A 22,449-nucleotide genomic window follows, 5' to 3' on the forward strand; every position below is an offset into this window, starting at 1 on the left:
AATATGTATGTAATAATAAAAAGAAAAGTCTATAAGAAAGTTTTTTTATAAGGTTTCAACCTATCGGGAATCCCTTTTTTGTAGTTCTTTAGTTCGACAAAGATAATAAAAAAAGTATCTCGTTTAGATTCGAGATACTTTTTTGTATTTGTTTTTAAGAAATTTATAGATTACTCTACACCGAATTCTTCTTCAGACCCTGTTTTAGATGCTAAATCGATAATTTGACGTCCCGGAGTAAATATTTCTTTATATTTTGCTTGATCATTAAGAAAAGTTATCACTTCTTTTACATCCTTGTCGTATTTTAATCCTTCAATATGTTCTCCTTTTTGGAAATAATAACGTTTCGCTATTTCCATGTTTATCAGTTTTTCTATTGTTTCCTTGAAATTATCCAGGTCTCTATCCAGATTTGGAACTAACTTGGCTTCCAAAGCTTTATATTCATCTGATGCTGTTTGTGAGTAACCTTCAAAATCCATCACTTCTTTTAAGGCTTTAAGACGTTTTTCACTTAAACCGTCATATTTAAAGTCTTTCTGAGATTTAACAAATTCTTTGAAATTAGTATAATCTTCATCACTGATGCCAAATGATTCGACAGGAGCTATCTTGTTATGATTTAAAGCCCAATTTGTGACCCAATCATTTATTACATATTGATTTATAAGATAATAGGTGATACTTGGTGTTTTCTGTACTTCTAACTTAATATCAGGTGTAACACCTCCACCGTCTCTGACTTCACGTCCTATTGCAGTTTTGAATACCGTAGTCAAGCTATCAGGAATACGACCGACACTGCCATCTTCATTTCTGTGTGTATAATCAATGGCTTGGATACAACGACCGCTTGGAATATAGTATTTCGAAGTTGTAACTTTCAGGCTGCCTCCATAGGGCAATTCACGGGGTGCTTGTACCAAACCCTTACCAAAGGTGCGTTGTCCGATAATTGCAGCCCTGTCTAAATCCTGCAATGCTCCGGATACAATCTCAGCAGCAGACGCAGAACCTCTGTCTACCATTACTGCCATAGGGATTGTGGTATCAATAGGATCAAGAGTTGTTCGGTATGTTCTGTCCCACTGTTTCATTTTGCCTTTAGTACTTAAAACGATTTCCCCTTTAGGTACGAAGAAATTTATGATCTGAATGGCTTCTTCCATTATTCCTCCACCATTACCTCTAAGATCGAGAATGAGCGAAGTTGCACCTTTACTCTTCAGGTCTAGAAATGCTTTCTTTACGTCTTGTGCGCACTTGTCTGTAAATCCGGTAAGGATGATATATCCGACATTGTTATCTAATAGTCCATAATAAGGCACTGAGGATATCTGTATATTCTCACGAACAAGCTTTACATCAAAAGGTTTCTTAACACCGGGACGTTCTATTTTGACTGTTATTTCAGTTCCAGCTTGTCCTTTTAGCCGACTTGTTACTTTGTTCGATAATGTTTTACCATATAGTTCGCCCGATACTTTATCAGCCTGAGTCATATCTTCGCCGTTGATGGCTAATATTATATCCCCTACTTTCAGTCCGCTTTTTGCCGCAGGCATACCTTCATAAGGTTCCACTACTACAACCATATCCCGTCCGTCAATGTTCCGATACGAAATCACAGCACCGACTCCTGCATATTCACCGGTTGTCAGAACCGTAAAATCAGAAACCTGTTCTTCCGTCATATAATCGGTATAAGGATCCAGACCTGCCAGCATATTGACAATCCCTGATTGTATTGTTTTTTCAACATTCAAAGTATCTACATAAAACATATCGAGCTGCTTCACTACAGAATTAAAAATCTCAATATTTTTATTTATCTCAAAGTAGCGTTTGTCTTCATTTTCTTTTTCCTTCTCCTGAGCTTGTACTCCGTAAAAGAAAAAGCTTGCACAAACAAGTAAGCCAAGTCCTTTTTTCATCTATAATATATATGTTAATATGTTATTTATTTTATTGTAATTCCGCTAATCATTCAATGTTTTAAGATTGTAACTTCTTATTGAAGTTATGCTTAATAAAGCAATAGATAGGTCTGATCCTCTGATATCCTATATACAAAGGCAAAGTAACAATTTTTTTTACAATTTGAAGATTCATTTTTGTTATATAATAATAAATCAAAGGGATGAAAAATTATCTATACCTAAAGAAAGGTTAAGCAAAGTGGATTCTATTTGGATGGGGTGTGATATAAGGAAAAAAGGAGGCTTAATAAATACTGTAATTATGATGTTACTTTTGTAACCTTTTTCAATAATCCAATCTTTACATAGGATTTAGCTTTTGTCTGAAAATCCCTTCATCGTGGGATAAAAGAGAAAAAGTGTCACCGTAAGCAATGTAGTTTTATAGATACTTTTGTTACCTTTTTATTCTTTGAAAAAAGTCAGAAAATCAAATATTTTCTGGTTGACTAAACAACTCTTTAGCAATATGAAACAGGTAGTCACTTTAAATCATTGATTTCGTAGATAATCTTGTTGAAATACTTGTTAAATCGAGCCTTCTTTCTTTTCTTTGTCTTATAAAATAATAAAACTAAAAAACTCATGTCAGATCAGGTGCAAATAAAAGATGTTCAGGATATTGTCATCCGATTTTCCGGAGATTCCGGCGATGGAATGCAGTTATCCGGAACATTATTTTCAAGTTTATCTGCAATACTTGGAAACCAAATAGCTACATTTCCCGACTTTCCGGCCGAAATCAGAGCTCCACAAGGTACATTAAGCGGAGTGTCGGGCTTCCAGATGCAGATAGGTAAAAGCGTTTATAATTCAGGTGGAAATACGGATGTTTTAATTGCCATGAACCCTGCTGCGTTGAAAGTCAATGCTAAACATGTGAAGAGTAATTCTGTCATTTTGATAGATACCGACTCTTTTACAAAAAGGGATCTGGAAAAAGCGGAATTCAAGACAGATACTCCTTTTGTTGAATTGAACCTAACTACACAGCAAATTGTAGCAGTACCTATTTCTTCTTTAACTAAAGATAGTCTGGCTGATTTTGATTTGGACATGAAAAGCAAGATCCGTTGCAAGAACATGTTTGCTTTGGGACTTGTCTGCTGGTTATTCAACAAGCCCATTGATGTTGTAAACGGAATGCTATCTACCAAGTTTTCGAAAAAACCGTTATTGGCACAAGCTAATCTTACGGTTTTAGCGAATGGCTATAATTATGGACAAAACCGTGATATGACAGTCACATCTTATAGAATAGAATCTCTGAATATGGAGAAAGGGTTTTATATGGATGTAAATGGAAATACCGCAACAGCATACGGACTCATTGCAGCAGCGGAGAAGGCTAATCTGCAATTATTCTTAGGCTCCTATCCTATAACTCCGGCTACAGATATTCTTCATGAATTGGTTAAGCGCAAAGAATTAGGCGTTAAAGTTGTACAAGCCGAAGATGAAATTGCTGGCGTTTGTACTGCTATAGGTGCAAGTTTTGCGGGAGACCTGGCTGTTACTTCTACATCAGGACCGGGCTTGGCTCTTAAAGGTGAAGCTATAGGCTTGGCTGTTATGGCCGAATTGCCATTGGTTATAGTAGATGTTCAGAGAGGGGGTCCATCAACAGGATTACCAACAAAAACAGAACAGACCGATCTTCGTCAGGCATTGTACGGAAGAAATGGTGAAAGCCCTATTGTTGTGGTTGCGGCAACTAGTCCTACTAATTGTTTTGATTCTGCATATTGGTCTTCAAAAATAGCATTAGAACATATAACTCCGGTTATATTGCTCACCGATAGCTATATAGCAAATGGAGCTTCGGCTTGGAAAATTCCCGATTTGAAGAATTATCCCTCAATAAAGCCTCATACTATCGACCAATATAAAGGTAATGAATGGAATGTCGCTGCACGTGACGAAAACACTTATGCCAGATATTGGGCAGCTGCCGGCACTGCAGGTTTTACTCATCGAATAGGTGGACTCGAAAGAGATTACAATACGGGAGCAATCTCAACAGATCCGGATAATCACCAGAAGATGGTTGATACAAGGAAAAACAAGATTGCAAAAATAGCGGACTTTATTCCCGAACAAATTGTTTTGGGGGATGAATCGTCCGAAACTCTGGTTGTTGGTTGGGGTGGAACATACGGGCATTTGCGTGAAGCTGTAGAGTTGATGAACAGAGATGGAAAAAAGATTGCGTTATCTCATTTCTGTTTTATTAGTCCGTTGCCTAAGAATACCGAGACTATTCTACGAAAATATAAGAAGATAATTGTAGCAGAGCAAAATAACGGACAATTTGCCGGATACCTTGCTGAACAGTTTTCAAACCTACCTATCTCAAAATATAATGTTGTGAATGGACAGCCTTTTGAAGTAAGTGATTTGGTTGAGTTTTTCACTAAAGAGATTGAATAATAAACATGGATACAATATTAAAACAAGCTCCTCACGAAACAAGAGATTATAAAAGTGATCAGTATGTACGTTGGTGTCCCGGGTGCGGAGATCATGCTATACTTACCTGCCTGCATAAAGCAATGGCTGTATTGCAATTGGAACCACATCAGGTTGCGGTTATATCGGGGATCGGATGCTCCTCTCGTCTTCCTTATTATATGAATACTTATGGTTTTCATACTATCCACGGACGAGGTGCAGCTGTGGCTACAGGCGTAAAAGTGTCAAAACCCGAATTATCGGTTTGGCTTGCAACAGGAGACGGAGATAGCCTTGCTATCGGCGGTAACCATTTTATACATGCAGTAAGACGTAATGTTGATATTAATATTTTATTATTGAACAATAAAATTTATGGGTTGACCAAAGGGCAATACTCTCCTACCTCGGATAGAGGATTTGTTTCAAAATCATCGCCTTATGGTACGGTTGAAGACCCTTTTCATCCAATAGAACTAGCATTAGGTGCAAGAGGGATGTTTTTTGCCCGTTGTATAGATGTTGATCTTAAAAACACATCGAATATCTTTGTCGAAGCCGAAAAGCATAAGGGCACATCTGTTGTGGAGATACTGCAAAATTGTGTAATATTTAATGATAATATTCACAAAGAAATTGTAGATAAATCATATCGGGATGATCGTACCATTATGTTGAAACAAGGCGAGAAAATGATTTTCGGAACCAATATGGATAAGGGGATTGTTCAAGACGGGTTTAATCTGAAAGTGGTAACTATCGGACAAGATGGTTATACAATGGAAGATATTCTTGTACATGATGCTACAACTCCTGACAATACATTACACCAAAAACTAGGGTTGATGGATCCTAAAAATGGTTTTCCTTTGGCGTTAGGTATTATCAGAAATGTTAAAGGATTGTGTTACGACCAGGAAGTAGACAGACAGGTAAAAGAAGTACAATCTCATAACAAGACCCGTTCATTGCACGATTTGCTGATGAAAGGTGAAGTTTGGGAAGTAAAGTAAATCGGGTTTTGTTCAATTTCAGTTTTCTTGATTTCGAATATTCGAATATATTTCATATTTTTAAATTTCATGAATCAAACAAACATATATGACAAATCAAGAAAAATATGATTTACTGGCAGAAGGTGGGCAAAATTTATCTTCGGGAATGGCAGTGATTCCTACCCATGATGTAAATTTTGAACCTGCTTTGATAGAAAAAGCTTTAATAAGTAACAAACATTTCAAATTGAAGGCCTTTTCTCCTATTCAAGATTTCGGTTTGGGAGAAAAAGCCTTTAATGCTCAAATAGAGTACGATGAAAATACATATAGTATAAATCTTTATTTAGATTTAGTCACTAATCTCAATCTGCATGAATATAGATTCGGTAATAATGTAGAGCAGGAATTAATTGAACTAGCGACACAGCAAAAATATTTTGTTGGAGTATCCATGTCTTTTAGTGATGATATACTGAAATCATTTCATTTACAGCTAAAAGTTTTAAATGCCATAGTACCGGATGCTTCACTGTGTGTAGATTTCATGTCTTTGAAATTACTTTCTCCTCAATGGCTGGCAATGACGGCTAAGTCCATGATTCCTCCGTCTCCCGATTATCTTTATACGATACATGCTGTATATAATGACGAACCAGATGGAACACGTCATTATTGGTTACATACACATGGATTGCATCGTTGTGGTTCTGTCGAATTGGAAATGGTAGATATTACCCAATATCCGGAAGAGATGAATACGATGTTAAACATGGCTGCAAAAAGACTGCTAAACGGATCTATTGCTGAGCAAGGACGTTTCATGATCGGATATGATGGTATGGGCATAGATCTTTGCTGGTTACGCTGGGAAAAGGCTCTTAAAGACTTTGCTGATGATGTTATTGGTGGATTTAACGACCGTAAAGATGATAATGATATACATGCCGAGCCTGTAGGTGTGTTATATGCAGTACAAGAAGGTAATATGTCTTCTCCTGAAATATATGGTGCAACATTGGCCGAGAATCCAATTTATTACATATCTAATGAAGAAACCTATCGGATGAGCTGCCTTGCTAAAGAACGCTTTGCTTTTTATACTGAACTTTTCAAGACACACGCCCCGAAAGAAGAGAAAAAGTCTTTTCTTTCGAAAATATTCGGTTCGGGAAAGCCTGAAGAGTCCGAATCATCTTGGCGTTTCTTGGTGAAATTAGGATTACATGTTGATAATGATAAATCGGGCAGTGAAAAAGAACATCTCTGGTATGACGTATTGTCAATTGAAGGAGATAAGATAACAGGACGGTTACTGAATCAACCTTATTGGATATCAAGACTGAATGAAGGAGATATCAAAATATATCCTTTAGAGTTATTGACCGATTGGTTAATTTATGGACCCGAAAGTACATATACATCGGACACTATCTACGAATTGGGGTATAAATAAAGTTTGCTGTTACTATACTTAAAAACAAAGAAAGGAAAGCTAATTTTAGCTTTCCTTTCTTTGTTTTTATTTAGGGCTTACGCTAATGTATTCTCAATCCATTTGCGGGCATTGATAAATGCTTCCATCCATGGAGTAACATCATCCCTACGGTTCTCAAAAGGATAGTATGCACATTGCCAAGGGAATATTGCACGTTCAGGGTGAGGCATAATTGCCAGATGTCTACCATCTTCCGAGCAAACAGCAGCTGTGTTGTAATCCGATCCGTTTGGATTCCCGGGATATGTATCATAGATGTATTTACCTACAATATTGTACGCCGATTCTTCTTCGGGTAAGATGAAACGTCCTTCTCCATGAGCAACCCATACACCTAATTTACTACCAGACAACGAACCAAACATGACCGAATTATTCTGAGGTATTTCAACACTTAAGAATGTTGATTCGAATTTGTGTGAAATGTTATGATCCATTCGAGGTTTTACTGAACGGTTTGGAAATACCAATTCTAATTCCATCATCAGCTGACAGCCGTTACAAACACCAAGGCTGAGTGTATCTGTACGCTTATAGAACTTTTCAAGAGCATTTTTAGCTTTGTCATTAAACATGAAGCTGCCTGCCCATCCTTTTGCCGATCCCAAAACATCAGAGTTGGAAAAACCTCCACAAAATACAATAAGGTTTATATCTTCGAGTGTTTCACGTCCTGACGCTAAGTCTGTCATATGTACATCTTTCACATCAAAGCCGGCAAGGTAGAGTGTATAAGCCATCTCTCGCTCTCCGTTCGTCCCCTTCTCTCTGATAATCGCAGCCTTGATACCCGAACTGCCTTCGCGGTTTGGCGTAATTTCAAGATTGGATAATCGTCCACTGAATGATGGGTTGATCTTGTACTGTACAGGTTGATTCTTATAGTTGTCGAAACGGGATTTGGCACAGTCTTCCCCACTCTGTTTTCTGTCTAGTAGATAAGAAGATTCGTACCATATATCGCGAAGTTCATCAATATCAAATTCTTCATAGAACTCATCTTTCTGAATTGTCAGTTTACGGGTTTCTGTGGGTCTTGCTACAATAGCATATCCAATACCATAATCATCCAGAATCTTTTCTACCAAATGGTGATGCTTTACCTGAATCAATACACCTGGATTTTCAGAGAACAAAACTTTTACGATATCAGCATTGTGCAATTTATCCAGACGTGCTTCAAGTCCTCCCTGAGGGTTCGCAAAACACATTTCTAACATTGCAGTAACCATACCTCCATCGGATATATCATGTCCGGCAAGAATCAGACCCCGGTCAAGAAGCTCTTGTACACATCCAAAAGCATTCTTAAAGTATTCGGGATCCCGTACAGTCGGAACTTCTTCGCCTAGCTTACTCATCGTTTGAGCAAGAGCCGAGCCTCCCAGCTTAAATGTATCGAAAGAGAAATCTATATAATATAAATAAGTTCCTTTTATATAAGCTAATACGGGAGATACTATCTTGCGTATATTCTTAACTTCTGCTGCTGCCGATATAATAACTGTTCCCGGTGCATATACCTTGTCGTCTCCGTACTTTTGAGTCATTGATAAAGAATCTTTTCCGGTAGGAATATTGATTCCCAGATCACAGGCAAAAGCAGAACATGCTTCAACAGCATTATAAAGACGAGCATCTTCTCCCGGATTACGGCAGGGCCACATCCAGTTTGCGCTTAAGGATACACTCTTCAATCCTTCTTCCAGCGGAGCAAAGACGATGTTTGTCAAAGCCTCTGCTATCGCAATAACAGATCCGGCTTCCGAATCAACCATTGCTACTTGTGGTGCATGTCCGATTGAAGTAGCAATACCCGACCGTCCTCTATAATCCAAGGCCACAGCACCCAAATCACTCAAAGGAAGCTGTATCTCACCCTGACATTGTTGACGGGCAACTTTACCTGTTACAGAACGATCGACCTTATTGGTCAACCAGTCTTTACATGCAACAGATTCCAATTGAAGAACATTTGTCAGATGCTTTCTTACGCTTACCAGTTTATAGTCCGGATTTGCATAATATTCATCTACAGTGCTGTCTGTCATGATTGTTTTAGGAGCTTTCCCGAAGAAATCCTCCAAGCTCAAATCAATTGGTCGTTTTCCATCAGCTTGTTCAAAAACAAACTTCATATCGTTGGTTGTTTCTCCAACCACATACATCGGAGAACGTTCCCGATCGGCTATTTTTTGTATAGTTTCAATCGTTTCGGATGGAACAAGCATTCCCATTCTCTCCTGACTTTCGTTACCTACAATTTCTTTAGATGATAAGGTTGGATCTCCAACCGGTAACTGTGAAACGTCTATCTTTCCTCCTGTATATTCGACAAGTTCTGATAAGCAATTAAGATGTCCACCTGCACCATGGTCATGTATCGATACTATGGGGTTTTTATCTCCTTCAGATAAAGTACGAATAACATTCGAAACACGTTTTTGCATTTCGGGGTTGGCTCGCTGTACAGCGTTCAATTCAATTCCGCTTGAATATTGACCTGTATCCACTGAAGATACAGCTCCTCCGCCCATTCCTATACGGTAGTTGTCACCTCCTAAAAGAACAACTTTTTCTCCCGGTTCCGGTTCATTTTTTATAGCATCGCGTTTATTGGCAAATCCGACACCTCCGGCAAGCATTATCACTTTATCATAAGCAAACTTTTTACCGTTTTCGAAGTGTTCAAGGGTCAAGACTGAACCACAAATAAGAGGCTGTCCGAATTTGTTTCCAAAATCAGATGCACCATTTGACGCTTTTATCAATATTTCTTCCGGAGTTTGGTACAACCAATCTCTTTCGGGCATTGTTTGCTCCCATTCACGACCTTCTTTTGTCCGAGGATAAGAGGTCATATAAACAGCAGTACCGGCAATAGGTAAAGAACCTTTTCCTCCACCCAATCTGTCCCGGATTTCGCCTCCGGTACCTGTTGCAGCACCATTAAATGGCTCTACTGTTGTGGGAAAGTTATGAGTCTCGGCTTTTAGAGAAATAACCGATTTTATTTGTTTAGTTTCGAAATAGTCCGGTTTGTCTCCACTTGCCGGAGCAAATTGTTCTATTTCTGGGCCATCATTGAAAGCAACATTGTCTTTATAAGCAGATACAAGCTTATTTAAGTTGGTATTCGCTGTTTTCTTAATTAACTGAAATAATGTACTTTCTTTTTCCTCTCCATCAATAATAAATGTACCGTTAAATATTTTGTGGCGGCAATGTTCAGAATTGACTTGAGAGAAACCGAACACTTCACTGTCCGTTAATTTTCGATCTAGCTTTTTACTAAGATCATTCAGATAATCTATTTCCTCAGAACTAAGCGCAAGACCTTCCTTCTCATTGTAAGCTGCTATATCTTCAATTTCAATGATAGGGTCAGGAGTTTTGTTTATTGTAAACAATTCTTGTCCAAGACCATTGTATATTTGTTGCAACATAGGGTCATAAGTAGAATCTTTATCTCCCGCAAAGAACTCTTCTATACGAATAATGCCGATGATACCCATATTTTGAGTGATTTCAACGGCATTTGTACTCCAGGGAGTAATCATTTCTTTACGAGGCCCGACAAAGTATCCTTCTATACTCGAGGATTCGACCTGATTTGCTTCACCGAATAGCCATTTTAATTTGGAGATATCGGCTGTGTCGATAACCGACAAGGACTGGACTGCAATTATGTTTTTTGCTGAATTAAGGAAAAAAGAGATCATACTTTGATTAAGATATATTATCACTTTACTAATCTGCGATCAAAGTTAATGAAAAGAATATAACAAATAAAGACTATTCTGATATTTCGATCTTAAAAAAGTAAGGTCTCTGACCTTTTATTGACTTTGCAAGCATAAATGCAACAGACAGTTATCATTTTTAAATGTGTCAATAAATACTTTCTCTTACTTAAAAGGTTGATAATAAATTATTACCAACCTCTTTTGCCTGTCGAAAGATGTCCTATCTTATTTCTTTTTATCATCATCGAGAATATCGCTTGCTTTTTGAGCAACATCTCTGGCTGTGCGTTTTGCTTGTATAGTTATATCTTCAACTTTGTCTTCTATTTTGTCTGAATATTCGCGAGCCTTCTTTGAAAATGTATCAAACAGAGATTTAGCTTGCCCTTTCAGATCCGAATACTTTTCTTTAAAGAATTTTTCCCAATCTATTTCGATTCCTTCTTTATCCATAAAGTCTTTGACTACTTTCATCGCTTTAATAGACTGTTCTTCGCTTAATCCGGCTTCTTCCTGTAATCGTTTGAGTAGGTTTTCCATAATGTTATCTGCTTTTTAGTTCTATGATAAATAACGTAAAATATGGTAATATAGTTTATATAAGTGTTCAATATTTATTGGAATGATTCTGAAAAAAGCGATCTTTGTTAAAACCTAAAACTAAAATATACAATGGATAAGATTTCAAGTAAGCCTTTTTTCATCAGTAATCAAGAACCTGTTTATACTATAGATAAAGGTGTGACCCGTCAGTTTATAGGATACACTAATGATTTGATGACCGTGAAAGTAATGTTTGAAAAAGGAGCTATAGGATACGTACACAAACATGTACATACACAATCGGCTTATATTGCTGCTGGAAAATTTGAAGTAATGATCAATGGCGAAACAAAAGTACTGATAGCCGGAGATGGTTTTCTTGCCGAATCTAATATAGAGCATGGCGTTGTGTGTCTTGAGAGTGGGATTATCATTGATACATTTACTCCTATCCGTGAAGATTTTTATGAGACCATAAAAGAATAAGCTGCATAGAGCAGCTTATTCTTTTTATTCTTCATTCTCCAAACATATCTTTAAAATCAACCACTTCCTTTCCTGGTAGAATTTGATTTAGGACTATACCTATAATGGAAGCTAAAGCCATACCTTCGAGTGAAAAATGGCTGCCTACATGTATTGCTGCTCCTCCGATGCCGATCACTAGTATTACTGACGCTATGATAAGATTACGTTTCTGGGAAAAATCTATTTTATTTTCGACAAGCATACGTAATCCGCTTGATGCGATAATACCGAATAGCAGAATTGATACCCCGCCCATTACAGGAGTAGGGATGGATGATAAAAGAGCTGCAACCTTTCCGCAAAAACCGAAAAGAATGGCAAATATAGCTGCACCGATAAACAAATAAATGCTGAAAGCTTTCGTTATAGCCAGTACACCGATATTTTCGCCGTAAGTTGTCACTGGAGGTCCTCCTATAAAAGAAGCTATAACTGATGCGACACCATCTCCCAGCATCGAACTGTCTAATCCCGGATCAGCAAGCAGGTCTTTTTCAACAACCTTACTTAATACCAATTGATGTCCGATATGTTCAGCAATAGGAACAATGGCAACCGGAACCATCAATAGAAATACTTTCCACGTAAAATGAGGTGTAAAATGGATGAATGGCACTTCGAAAGGAGGAACCTGAAACCAAGGAGCATCTATCACCTGCTGAAAATCGACAATATTCATTATCACGGCAAAAATATATCCTCCTATAATCCCCATTAAAACAGGTACTACACTGAGAAAGCCTCGTGTGAATATCGCAAATATTATAGTAATAAGTAAAGTTACGAGCCCGACCAGTACATAGTTAATGTCGTATCCTCCATCATGGTTGGTAACCATACTTACCGCAACTGATGAAAGTCCGAGTCCGATAACCATAATTACTGGGCCTACAACAATAGGAGGCAATAATTTCATTAGCCATTTAGTACCCGTTTTGGCAATAACAAGAGCCATTATAGCATAAACCAGACCAACCATAAAACTCCCCATCATTATACCGGCAAACCCATCAAAGGCTTTAGTCGCAATAATGGGGTTGATAAAGGCAAAAGAAGATCCTAAGTAAGAAGGAACCTTCCCTCTTGTTACTACAATAAAGGCCAGAGTTCCCAATCCGCTCGAAACAAGCGCAACAGCCGGACTCATACCCGTTAGTGCAGGAACCAGTACTGTGGCTCCAAACATCGCAAATAAATGTTGAATACTCAGTAAAAACCACTGAGTTAACTTGGGCTTATCTTTAATGCCCAGAACAATTTTGTCAGATGAACTCATACTCTACTCTCAATTACTATTTTTATGGTAAAAATTTAGGCTTTTTTAGGTCTTCATAAAAAAGGAAGCACCAATAACAGGCACTTCCTCTAGAATAATAAACTATAATATCTGCTTAAACTTATTCAAAAATAAGTCAGCCTGATCTTTTGTTAAGCACAACGGCGGCAATAACCTGAAAACATTGGTACCGGTTGCACCCGTGAATATTTTTTCTTCAAAAAGAAGTTTGGTTCGCTTTTCTTTGATGGGTTCATCTAATTCTATACCTATAATGAGACCTCTTCCTCTTACTTCTTTTACTTTAGGTAATTTCTTCAATTCTGAGATCAGATAATCTCCTATCGTTTTGGCGTTCTCTATTAGATTCTCTTTCTTGAATATGTCAAGAACCGCTATTGCTGCCGCACAAGCCAGATGATTTCCTCCGAACGTTGTACCTAGCTGCCCATAAACTGCTTTAAACATAGGATTGATTAAGACGGCAGCCATCGGAAAACCGTTTCCTATACCTTTTGCTACCGTTATTAGATCAGCCTCGATTCCTGTATATTGATGGGCGAAGAATTTTCCGCTGCGTCCGTATCCTGATTGTATCTCATCCAGAATCAATATTGTACCTGTTTCAGTACAAATATCTCTGAGTTGTTTTAGAAATTCATCATGGGGTATATGTATGCCTGCAACACCTTGAATTCCTTCTATGATTACAGATGAGTATTCTTTTGTTTCGAGTTCTTTTTTTACAAACTCAATATCATTGAACGGAGCAAAAGTTGTATTACCTGATTGATTTACCGGAGCACTATAAGCCGGTATATCGGTAACAGCTACAGTAACAGATGTACGTCCGTGAAATGCTTTACGGAAAGCAAGCACTTTTTTTCGTCCATTATGAAAAGATGCCAGCTTTATAGCATTTTCATTGGCTTCGGCTCCCGAGTTGATCAAAAATAGTTCGTAATCGGGGTAACCGCATTGCTCTCCTAGTTTCTGTGCCAATTCTTGTTGTAATTTATTTATTACTGAATTGGAATAAAATCCGAGTTTATTTAATTGATCAGTTATCTTTTCCACATAATAAGGATGAGTATGACCAACCGAAATAACGGCATGACCTCCATATAGATCCAAATACTTGTTGCCTTTATCATCATATACATAGCAACCTTCTCCTTTTACGATATTTAAATCGAATAATGGAAATACATCGAATAGTTTCATATCTTGCTTTTATAATTTAGGTCTTAGACCTCTTTCTGTTTATTTTTAAAAAAGGTAACAAAAGTTGCAGATAAATTGCATTTCTTCTGTTGTATCCTTTTTAATTTATAGAGAGCATCCTACTATCTCTACCGCTTTTTTGTATAGATAAAAAATTGATACTTATTCTGTTTGACGAACCAACCTAGTTCATGCTATTATTCGTCAAAACCTCATTAATCATTTCTACAACTCGCTCCCGTCGGATGATGTACATACCCAAGCGATCCGCCGAGACTCCATCTTTTAGTTTATAAGTATACACAGGATGCCCATTTTCTTCTTTTATCTCAAAACATCTGAAACTTATATTTTCATTTACTTTCAGTTCTTCGGCAGCTTCTACGATATGCGTGGAAATTACAAAAAATGAGCTCTTGATCTGAGCAAATGCCGAGACAATGGCTAAAGTACCATCATAGGCATCTTTTACATTGGTGCCTCTGAATAATTCATCGAAAATCACTAACATATTACTATTTGTTTTCAACCGTTTAGCAACATGCTTAACCCTTAATACTTCTGCATAGAAATGGCTGTATCCCGATTCTAGATTATCCGAGATATTAATTGTTGTGCATAATCCCGATATCAGACTCATTCTGAAACTATTTGCGGGAACAGGAAAGCCTGCATGTGCCAAATACACAGCAACACCCAATGATTTCAGAAATGTTGATTTTCCTGCCATATTCGGGCCTGTTACAAATAATAGATTCGAGTCCTTTCCAAATTCAATATCATTAGATACAGCATTAGTCACAAAAGGATGAAATAGTTTTTCTGCTTTTAGACAATTCTCTGATTGCGGAAGAACCTCAGGATAACAGAATTTGTATTCCTGAGCAGCCTTTGCTATAGCCAGATAAGCATCATATTCATAAATTAATTCGAAAATAAATTGAAGGTTTCTTTGTTGCGAATACCTGAATATGTAATTATACTCTGCTATATCATAAGCTTTTATATCTTTTATATCAAGTAAGACTTTCATTTCAGGAATACTCAATATACTGAATACTTTTTCATTGTTTTTCAGAAAAAGATTAGGACATGCTCCCTCTGATTTCACTTCTAATTCTTTGCAAAATTTGTATAGTTTCTGCAATATGGAAATGATAGATTTTACACCTTTTTCAACGACAAAATAATTTTCGCTTGATCTTAACTTGTTCAATAACTGATTATTTATCGGACGCCATATTTTAGTCGGACGTCTCAAAGAATATTCTCTATGCTTCTGATAATATTCGGCAAAACTGAGAGTATCCTTATCTATATCAAGATCTATCGGCAGATGATCTTGGAAAAAAGAAATAGCATCTTTTCTATCGTTTATAGCATCGAGATCTGTCAGCGGAACAGATAAAAACTGATGAAGTTTACTCTGTCCTCCCTTACATGTAGTAAAGTCAAACAACCCGAAAATAGATTTAGAATCTTGACTTGCTGCAAAAATATCCAAATCTTTCTTTGTCTGTATATCAACCTCGAATGCCATATTGTATAGTTTAAGTAAATAAAACGAACTAAGGATTCAGACCTGTAAGTAAAGCTGCCAAAGTCTGTTATAAACTAAAATAATATTTATCTTAGACCAAAGCTGGTCTGATACCTTAAAAAGCAGATGCTTTTAATGCTAATCCTTCTTTTTCACTCAGACCAAACATCAGATTCATATTGTGAACAGCCTGTCCCGATGCTCCTTTTACGAGATTGTCAATACAAGAGAGTATCAGAAGCTTATTTCCGTGCTTTTCAAGATATAATACACATTTATTAGTATTAACTACTTGTTTGAGATCCGGATTTTTATCTGAGACGATTACAAACGGACTTTCTTTGTAATAATCTAGATACAATTTTTCGGCATATTCCACACTTTCTTCAAAATTTAAATACACAGATGCAAAAATACCTCTTGTAAAGTTTCCCCTAACGGGTATAAAGTTAATATCTTCCGAGAAATTATGCTGCAAATGGAGCAACGATTGCTTTATTTCTGTCAGATGTTGATGTTCGAATGCCTTGTATACCGATATATTGTTCTCTCTCCAGCTGAAATGCGATGTTGCACCCGGTTTTACTCCTGCTCCCGTTGATCCCGTTATTGCATTTACATGTACTTCCGAGTTCAGAAGCTGTGCTTTTGCCAATGGTAGCAAAGCTAATTGAATAGCTGTTGCAAAGCATCCCGGATTGGCTATTCGAGAAGCTTTCTTTATTTCGTTTTTATTTAGTTCCGGCAGCCCGTATACAAAACTGTGCTCCGAAGACTCTTTTCTGTAATCAGTGGATAAGTCTATTAATCTGAGATTTGATGGGATTTCATTTGCTTCCAGAAACTTCTTTGTATCTCCATGTGCGGTACAGAAAAACAATACATCTATTTTATTGTATGGGAGTTGATCTGTAAAAAGCATATCGGTTTCACCGAGTAAACCTCCATGAACATCAGTCAGCTTATTTCCGGCATTACTGGTACTGTTAACAAAGACAAGTTCTACTTGCGGATGATTGATCAATAGTCTGATCAGTTCTCCTGCAGTATATCCTGCCCCACCTATAATTCCTGCTTTTATCATCATTATTGTATTTTCAAGTTATAATAAACTCATGTTATGATATTTATCATATAAACAAATAGGTTTGATACCTTATTCTCCATTTTTCTTCTGAACCGCATGATATATTTTGTTCGGAATAGAATAAATCTTCGTAAAGCCTTTTGCATCATCCGATGTCCATGCTTTATTAACCTCTCCATATTCTCCAAAGTCAGCTTTCATCAAGTCATAATCACTTTCTACACCGACAAGGGTATAATGATACGGTTTCAGTTCCACAATTACTTTACCCGTTACATTCCGTTGAGAGCTTTCTAGCATAGCTTCAATGTCACGCATAACAGGTTCAAGATATTGAGCCTCGTGAAGAAACATTCCATACCAGTTACCAACCTGATCCTTCCAATATTGCTGCCATTTAGATAAAGTATGCTTTTCCAACATCTTATGTGCATTAATGATAACAAACGGAGCAGCAGCTTCAAAACCTACACGACCTTTGATACCAATGATAGTGTCACCGATATGCATATCTCGTCCTATAGCATAAGCTGATGCCAGTTCTTCAACCTTGTTGATGGCTTCTATCTTATTATTATATTTTACTCCATTTATTCCACTTATCTCTCCGTTTATAAAATCTAGAGTTAAAGTTTCGGAACCATTTTTTTGTAATTGAGAAGGATACGCACTTTCGGGTAAAGTCTGGTTGGATTTGAGAGTTTCCTTGCCACCAATACTTGTACCCCAGAGACCCTTATTGATAGAATATTCCATCTTGGTGAAGTCTGCTTCATATCCGTGCTTTTTCAGATAATCTATTTCATATTCACGGGTAAGAATCATATCTCGGGTTGGAGTAATAATTTCGATTCCGGGAGCTAATACATCGAATGTCAGATCAAAACGCACCTGATCGTTTCCAGCACCCGTACTTCCGTGAGCAACAGCATCTGCTTCTATTGCTTTTGCATAATTGATAATAGCTATAGCTTGAAAAATACGCTCCGAACTAACGGAGATAGGATATGTACCATTTCGTAATACATTTCCGAAGATCATGTATTTGATACTTTTCTCGTAATACTCCTGAGTTACATCAAGAGCTACATGCTTTACAGCCCCCAGCTTATAAGCTTTTTCTTCTATTATTTTCAGTTCGGCCTCCGAAAAACCGCCTGTATTAGCAATGGCTGTATATACATCATATCCTTTTTCTTCTGATAAGTATTTGGCGCAGAACGATGTGTCCAAACCTCCGCTAAATGCTAAAACAACTTTCTTTTTCATCTTTGTTTATTTTTTGTAAGAGCAAGAGCTTAAAATACAAAAGGTGATTCATATTCTAAACTTTTGTTCGTTTATTTAGAGGGTCTCAGACCCTTTTCTTCTTTTCGTATTTTTTTGACAAGTTCTTTTATTATGGGCTTGTCTTTGTGCGTCTCCGGATCGTAAAGCATCGCTGTGCATATGCAGTATTTGCGATCAGTACGTTCCAGGACATCATGATTTTTACAGCCTTGACATCCACGCCAGAATGCTTCATCATCAGTTAACTGGGCAAATGTGACGGGAACATATCCCAATTCGGTATTTATTTTCATGACAGCAGCCCCTGATGTAAGACCAAAAACTTTTGCCTCAGGATAGCGAGCTCTACATAGAGCAAAAGCCATTTGCTTAATTTTTTTAGCTAAACCATGTCCTCTGAATTTGTCAACTACAATTAACCCCGAGTTTGCAACAAACTGTTTGTTACCCCAAGTTTCTATATAACAAAATCCGGCAAATTCATCTCCTGCCAATGCAATTATGGCTTTGCCTTCTTTCATTTTTAATTCCACATATTCCGGCGATCTTTTAGCAATACCAGTTCCGCGGACTTTGGCCGCAGCTTCTATTGTATCCAATATCGTCTGAACATATCTGATATGTTCTTCAGTGGCAATGTTGATAGTAATATCTACATCAACCCCTATTTTTTGTTCTGTTTCCATCTTTTTATCGATCGATAAAATATTGTTGATCATTGAATATTTGGTATAAACATAGATAGAGATGTAATTACATCTTCTCTACTTACATTTTCTTTGGGTATTAATAATATTGTATCATCTCCGGCTACAGTACCGAGTATAGTACGGGTTGCTTTGTGATCTATTTCTCCGGCAATAGCCATTGCATATCCCGGCCGAGTTTTGATAACAGCTAAGTGACCTGAAAATTCTATACTGATAAATCCATAAGCAGACAGACCACCTCTTTCTCCCAATATATGACTATCAATCGAATTTTCCGTCAATTGATAAGCATATCCTCCAGATGTAGTAGGTGCTTTGACGATCTTCATCTCCTTAATATCTCTGGATAGTGTCGCCTGAGTCACATCATATCCCTTGCTTATCAATATATTAAGGAGTATATCCTGACTGGTTACATCGGTAGAAAGAATTGCGTCTTTAATTGCCTTGTGTCTGTTTTTTTTACTCATGTCCTGAATAATTATACAATATTGATGCAAATTTATACATAAAAAATGTATAAACTATGTTTTTCAATTAAAAAAATGAATATTTACAATAATTTTACATACTCTTTATGAGATCTGAAAATTAATCCATTTTGAATGATCTTTATTCTTCTGTATTATAATTATAATCAACATAAAAGGAGATGTGTAATATTACACATCTCCTTTTATGTTGATTTATCTATCAGATTAACCTCTCTATAAATAAAGTGAGGTTAGAAGGGAACAACATCGTTTCCGCCAATCGGAGGGAAATTATTATTTGAAGCCTCGATCTGAGGTGATGAGTTCATGCGTGACCCAAATTGAGAGTCATTATTATATTCGTCTTCAATATTCTGAAAACGTGCAAATTCGCTTTTAAATCTTAGTAAAACATCTGCTGTAGCACCATTACGGTGTTTAGCGATAATAATTTCGGCAAGTCCAACTAGAGAGTTACCTTTTTCATCTTCCAATATTTTGTAATACTCCGGACGGTGAATAAAGCATACCATATCGGCATCCTGTTCAATGGCTCCGGATTCACGAAGGTCAGACAACTGCGGACGCTTACCTTCTGCTCCTGTACGTCCTTCAACTCCACGATTCAACTGAGACAAGGCTATAATGGGAATGTTCAACTCTTTAGCTAATCCTTTTAATGAACGGGAGATCATACTAACTTCCTGTTCACGGCTACCATAGTTCATTCCACTGGCATTCATCAACTGTAGGTAGTCAATAATTATCATTTTGATACCATGTTCCCGAGATAGTCGTCTGGCTTTTGTCCTTAATTCAAAGACTGATAAACTGGGAGTATCATCAACAAACAACGGAGCATCATATAATTCTTTTATCTTAAAATCGAGCTGCTCCCATTCGTAAGGGGCTAGTTGTCCGTTTTTGATTTTTTCACCGGGAATTTCACACGTATTTACAATCAAACGATTAACAAGCTGAACATTGGACATCTCGAGAGAAAACAAAGCTACAGGATAATTATAGGTTACAGCCATATTTTTAGCCATGGAAAGGACAAAAGCTGTTTTCCCCATCGCCGGACGAGCTGCAATAATCACAAGGTCGGAATTTTGCCAGCCTGAAGTTATTTTATCCAGATTATTAAACCCGGTTTGCAGTCCACTTAAACCTTCCGGGCGATTTGCTGCTATTTCAAGTAAGTTTAAAGCTTCTTTAATAACCGGATTTATCTGCGTTACATCCTTCTTTACATTGCCCTGAGATATTTCAAATAGCTTACTTTCGGCTTCCTGCATTAAATCGTCAACATCTGATGTTTCATCGAATGCTTTATTGGTTATATCCGATGAAAAACCAATGAGCTCACGAGCCAGATATTTTTGAGCTATAATTCGCGCATGAAACTCAATATGTGCCGCAGAAGCTACTTTTTCGGTTAACTGTGCAATATACATCGGACCTCCGACAGCATCAAGTTCTCCTGTCTTGCGTAATTCTTCTACGACAGTGAGCATATCTACTGGAGCCTGTTTAGAGGCTAAGGCCACAACTGCTCTATAAACAATTTTATGAATATCATCATAAAAACTGTCGGGCTTAAGGATATCACTTACCTGAGAGTATGCATCCTTTTCTAGCATCAGAGCACCCAGAACAGCTTCTTCAAGCTCTCTTGCCTGTGGTTGAATCCGCCCTATTTCTGATAACGGCTGATTATTTTCTTTGCCACGCCCTTTATTATTGTAACGTTGACCCTTTTTATTATCCATTTCTCTTTCACGTTTTGCTACTTCAAAGATAATTCAAATATGTCAGTCTCAAAAGTAAAGTTATTGACACGAAATGAACAATTGCTAACAAGAAAAATAAAAACCGCCATCAATTATTGAGGACGGTTTCATTTTTATGGATTATATTTTGCGGACTTTAATAAAAGCTGATTATTATTCTCTAATAATATCGATTGCAAATCATGTCCTGTGTTCTTCGCATAGTTTTTAATTATCTGTAATCCCAACCATAAACCAACTCGTCCGGGAGATTCAGTAGATATAATTGCTGTATATGGTGCATCTTCCATATATTTTTGAATGACTTGAGAATCACTGTTGAACAGATAATTATGATCAATAGTCATTTTCCAGATGTCCTTTGCATGTTCTTCACACCATTCTTGTTGCTGTTCTGTATAACCTAATATATCAGATTCATCCCATTCAGGCAACAATTCATTAAGTGCATAAAGTATTTTTCCTTGATATATCATTTCTGAAAGAAGATCCTTTCGTTGATTTGTTTCTCTGAATTCTGACATCAGCCATGCTTTCAGAAAATCGCGTACAATATACTTCGGCTGCATCTGGATAGTTTGGTAAGACTCAAAGAAAGGCTTATATCCTGAATAGTCTTTACCCAAGTACTTATCCGTGGATACTGAAATAATACTATCTAATACTATTGTGTTTGCTTTAAATCCAGACACATGGATCGATAATCCGGGTAACTCTTTTCCTTTAAAATATGTCTTTATTAAATCATTAGCTTTCGTTAATTCTAATTCATATGTAGATAAATCAGAAAAAAGAGTTAAAGCATCAGCATATATTTTAGATAAAGCTGTATTAGAAAAATAAGGCTCTATTAATTGCTTAAAAAGAACAGGATTATCTAATTCTTTATCTTGCAGGTTGACCGTAACAACACCAAAGGCCTTCAGAAAATTAGGGTACTTAGTTCTTAAGATTGTATATTGCTCCTCTGTAGGATTAGCAAGATAACTATGAAAATCTTTGTCAAAACGCTGTATTTTTAAAATGCTTTGATCTTGTACATATGTCTTATTATACGGCTTTTCAGTGTTACCTGCGCAACTATTGAATGATGATAATGTGATGAAAATGAAGATGAAACTAATTGCATATTTCATATATGTTTATGATAAAAGTCAGAAAGAATATTAAAGTCAAAAGTAATTAAATTTCTTAAACACTGTATCGTTCAATAATTCTTTTTCATGCCATCAAAAATTTTATCAATGTTAAATCGGTATCTTATTGATTTTTTCGATACACTCATTCTTTTGAGTTCTTGAAATAAACATCTA

16 protein-coding genes are annotated in these 22,449 nt (G+C 36.8%); 4 read left to right on the forward strand and 12 right to left on the reverse strand.

The window, feature by feature from the left end; all coding sequences use genetic code 11:
- Positions 1-170: 170 nt before the first annotated feature.
- Positions 171-1,937: a S41 family peptidase gene (locus AABJ51_RS04020; RefSeq protein ID WP_051290541.1), complete on the reverse strand. Its 1,767-nt coding sequence runs from the start codon at positions 1,935-1,937 to the stop codon at positions 171-173.
- Between the two features lie 630 nt (positions 1,938-2,567).
- Between AABJ51_RS04020 and AABJ51_RS04025 the strand changes: the two genes are divergently transcribed.
- From AABJ51_RS04025 to AABJ51_RS04035, 3 genes are all read left to right on the forward strand, one after another.
- Positions 2,568-4,412, forward strand: a complete 1,845-nt coding sequence (locus AABJ51_RS04025; protein ID WP_338374494.1) for a 2-oxoacid:acceptor oxidoreductase subunit alpha — start codon at positions 2,568-2,570, stop codon at positions 4,410-4,412.
- Between the two features lie 5 nt (positions 4,413-4,417).
- Complete coding sequence (locus AABJ51_RS04030; protein WP_338374495.1) at positions 4,418-5,446, forward strand: 2-oxoacid:ferredoxin oxidoreductase subunit beta; 1,029 nt, start codon at positions 4,418-4,420, stop codon at positions 5,444-5,446.
- A gap of 88 nt (positions 5,447-5,534) precedes the next feature.
- A complete protein-coding gene (locus AABJ51_RS04035) occupies positions 5,535-6,884 on the forward strand; it encodes a DUF4026 domain-containing protein (RefSeq protein ID WP_338374496.1) in 1,350 nt (449 codons plus the stop codon).
- Positions 6,885-6,961: 77 nt separating this feature from the next.
- On the opposite strand, the gene purL is transcribed toward AABJ51_RS04035, so the two are convergent.
- Both purL and AABJ51_RS04045 read right to left on the reverse strand, forming a co-directional pair.
- Positions 6,962-10,648 carry a phosphoribosylformylglycinamidine synthase gene (gene purL / locus AABJ51_RS04040; protein ID WP_338374497.1) on the reverse strand — a complete coding sequence of 1,229 codons (3,687 nt, stop codon included), beginning with the start codon at positions 10,646-10,648 and terminating at the stop codon, positions 6,962-6,964.
- A 249-nt stretch (positions 10,649-10,897) separates the two neighbouring features.
- Complete coding sequence (locus AABJ51_RS04045; protein ID WP_035331002.1) at positions 10,898-11,212, reverse strand: hypothetical protein; 315 nt, start codon at positions 11,210-11,212, stop codon at positions 10,898-10,900.
- Between the two features lie 132 nt (positions 11,213-11,344).
- Between AABJ51_RS04045 and AABJ51_RS04050 the strand changes: the two genes are divergently transcribed.
- Entirely contained in the window at positions 11,345-11,701 is a 357-nt protein-coding gene (locus tag AABJ51_RS04050; RefSeq protein WP_338374498.1) for a cupin domain-containing protein, read from the forward strand.
- Between the two features lie 31 nt (positions 11,702-11,732).
- On the opposite strand, the gene AABJ51_RS04055 is transcribed toward AABJ51_RS04050, so the two are convergent.
- The 9 genes from AABJ51_RS04055 to gldB form a co-directional block, all read right to left on the reverse strand.
- Complete coding sequence (locus tag AABJ51_RS04055; protein WP_026625197.1) at positions 11,733-13,019, reverse strand: solute carrier family 23 protein; 1,287 nt, start codon at positions 13,017-13,019, stop codon at positions 11,733-11,735.
- 102 nt (positions 13,020-13,121) lie between these two features.
- Positions 13,122-14,243: an aspartate aminotransferase family protein gene (locus tag AABJ51_RS04060; protein WP_338374499.1), complete on the reverse strand. Its 1,122-nt coding sequence runs from the start codon at positions 14,241-14,243 to the stop codon at positions 13,122-13,124.
- Between the two features lie 184 nt (positions 14,244-14,427).
- The gene (locus AABJ51_RS04065; protein ID WP_321577244.1) at positions 14,428-15,783 is read right to left on the reverse strand and encodes a MutS-related protein; all 1,356 of its coding nucleotides are present in this window, start codon (positions 15,781-15,783) and stop codon (positions 14,428-14,430) included.
- Between the two features lie 115 nt (positions 15,784-15,898).
- Complete coding sequence (gene argC, locus AABJ51_RS04070; protein WP_026625200.1) at positions 15,899-16,867, reverse strand: N-acetyl-gamma-glutamyl-phosphate reductase; 969 nt, start codon at positions 16,865-16,867, stop codon at positions 15,899-15,901.
- Between the two features lie 72 nt (positions 16,868-16,939).
- The gene (locus tag AABJ51_RS04075; RefSeq protein WP_338374500.1) at positions 16,940-18,139 is read right to left on the reverse strand and encodes an argininosuccinate synthase; all 1,200 of its coding nucleotides are present in this window, start codon (positions 18,137-18,139) and stop codon (positions 16,940-16,942) included.
- A 71-nt stretch (positions 18,140-18,210) separates the two neighbouring features.
- Positions 18,211-18,846, reverse strand: coding sequence for a GNAT family N-acetyltransferase (locus tag AABJ51_RS04080; RefSeq protein ID WP_185095076.1), 636 nt, complete (start codon positions 18,844-18,846; stop codon positions 18,211-18,213).
- 29 nt (positions 18,847-18,875) lie between these two features.
- Positions 18,876-19,340 (reverse strand): arginine repressor, encoded by a 465-nt coding sequence (locus AABJ51_RS04085; RefSeq protein ID WP_185095077.1) that lies wholly within the window; start codon positions 19,338-19,340, stop codon positions 18,876-18,878.
- Between the two features lie 254 nt (positions 19,341-19,594).
- On the reverse strand, positions 19,595-21,115 hold the full coding sequence (dnaB, locus tag AABJ51_RS04090; protein ID WP_338374502.1) for a replicative DNA helicase: 1,521 nt from the start codon (positions 21,113-21,115) through the stop codon (positions 19,595-19,597).
- A gap of 134 nt (positions 21,116-21,249) precedes the next feature.
- Entirely contained in the window at positions 21,250-22,272 is a 1,023-nt protein-coding gene (gene gldB / locus AABJ51_RS04095) for a gliding motility lipoprotein GldB (RefSeq protein WP_338374503.1), read from the reverse strand.
- Positions 22,273-22,449: the final 177 nt, after the last annotated feature.

Origin of the sequence: Indolivaga capnocytophagoides, from assembly GCF_036511535.1 — a bacterium.
Taxonomy (GTDB): Bacteria; Bacteroidota; Bacteroidia; order Bacteroidales; family Dysgonomonadaceae; genus Dysgonomonas_A; species Dysgonomonas_A capnocytophagoides.

Excerpts from the sequence above, each read along its gene's own strand:
- AABJ51_RS04020 (WP_051290541.1), bottom strand. The coding sequence starts at position 1,937 with ATGAAAAAAGGACTTGGCTTACTTGTTTGTGCAAGCTTTTTCTTTTAC.
- AABJ51_RS04025 (WP_338374494.1), top strand. The coding sequence starts at position 2,568 with ATGTCAGATCAGGTGCAAATAAAAGATGTTCAGGATATTGTCATCCGA.
- AABJ51_RS04030 (WP_338374495.1), top strand. The coding sequence starts at position 4,418 with ATGGATACAATATTAAAACAAGCTCCTCACGAAACAAGAGATTATAAA.
- AABJ51_RS04035 (WP_338374496.1), top strand. The coding sequence starts at position 5,535 with ATGACAAATCAAGAAAAATATGATTTACTGGCAGAAGGTGGGCAAAAT.
- purL (WP_338374497.1), bottom strand. The coding sequence starts at position 10,648 with ATGATCTCTTTTTTCCTTAATTCAGCAAAAAACATAATTGCAGTCCAG.
- AABJ51_RS04045 (WP_035331002.1), bottom strand. The coding sequence starts at position 11,212 with ATGGAAAACCTACTCAAACGATTACAGGAAGAAGCCGGATTAAGCGAA.
- AABJ51_RS04050 (WP_338374498.1), top strand. The coding sequence starts at position 11,345 with ATGGATAAGATTTCAAGTAAGCCTTTTTTCATCAGTAATCAAGAACCT.
- AABJ51_RS04055 (WP_026625197.1), bottom strand. The coding sequence starts at position 13,019 with ATGAGTTCATCTGACAAAATTGTTCTGGGCATTAAAGATAAGCCCAAG.
- AABJ51_RS04060 (WP_338374499.1), bottom strand. The coding sequence starts at position 14,243 with ATGAAACTATTCGATGTATTTCCATTATTCGATTTAAATATCGTAAAA.
- AABJ51_RS04065 (WP_321577244.1), bottom strand. The coding sequence starts at position 15,783 with ATGGCATTCGAGGTTGATATACAGACAAAGAAAGATTTGGATATTTTT.
- argC (WP_026625200.1), bottom strand. The coding sequence starts at position 16,867 with ATGATAAAAGCAGGAATTATAGGTGGGGCAGGATATACTGCAGGAGAA.
- AABJ51_RS04075 (WP_338374500.1), bottom strand. The coding sequence starts at position 18,139 with ATGAAAAAGAAAGTTGTTTTAGCATTTAGCGGAGGTTTGGACACATCG.
- AABJ51_RS04080 (WP_185095076.1), bottom strand. The coding sequence starts at position 18,846 with ATGGAAACAGAACAAAAAATAGGGGTTGATGTAGATATTACTATCAAC.
- AABJ51_RS04085 (WP_185095077.1), bottom strand. The coding sequence starts at position 19,340 with ATGAGTAAAAAAAACAGACACAAGGCAATTAAAGACGCAATTCTTTCT.
- dnaB (WP_338374502.1), bottom strand. The coding sequence starts at position 21,115 with ATGGATAATAAAAAGGGTCAACGTTACAATAATAAAGGGCGTGGCAAA.
- gldB (WP_338374503.1), bottom strand. The coding sequence starts at position 22,272 with ATGAAATATGCAATTAGTTTCATCTTCATTTTCATCACATTATCATCA.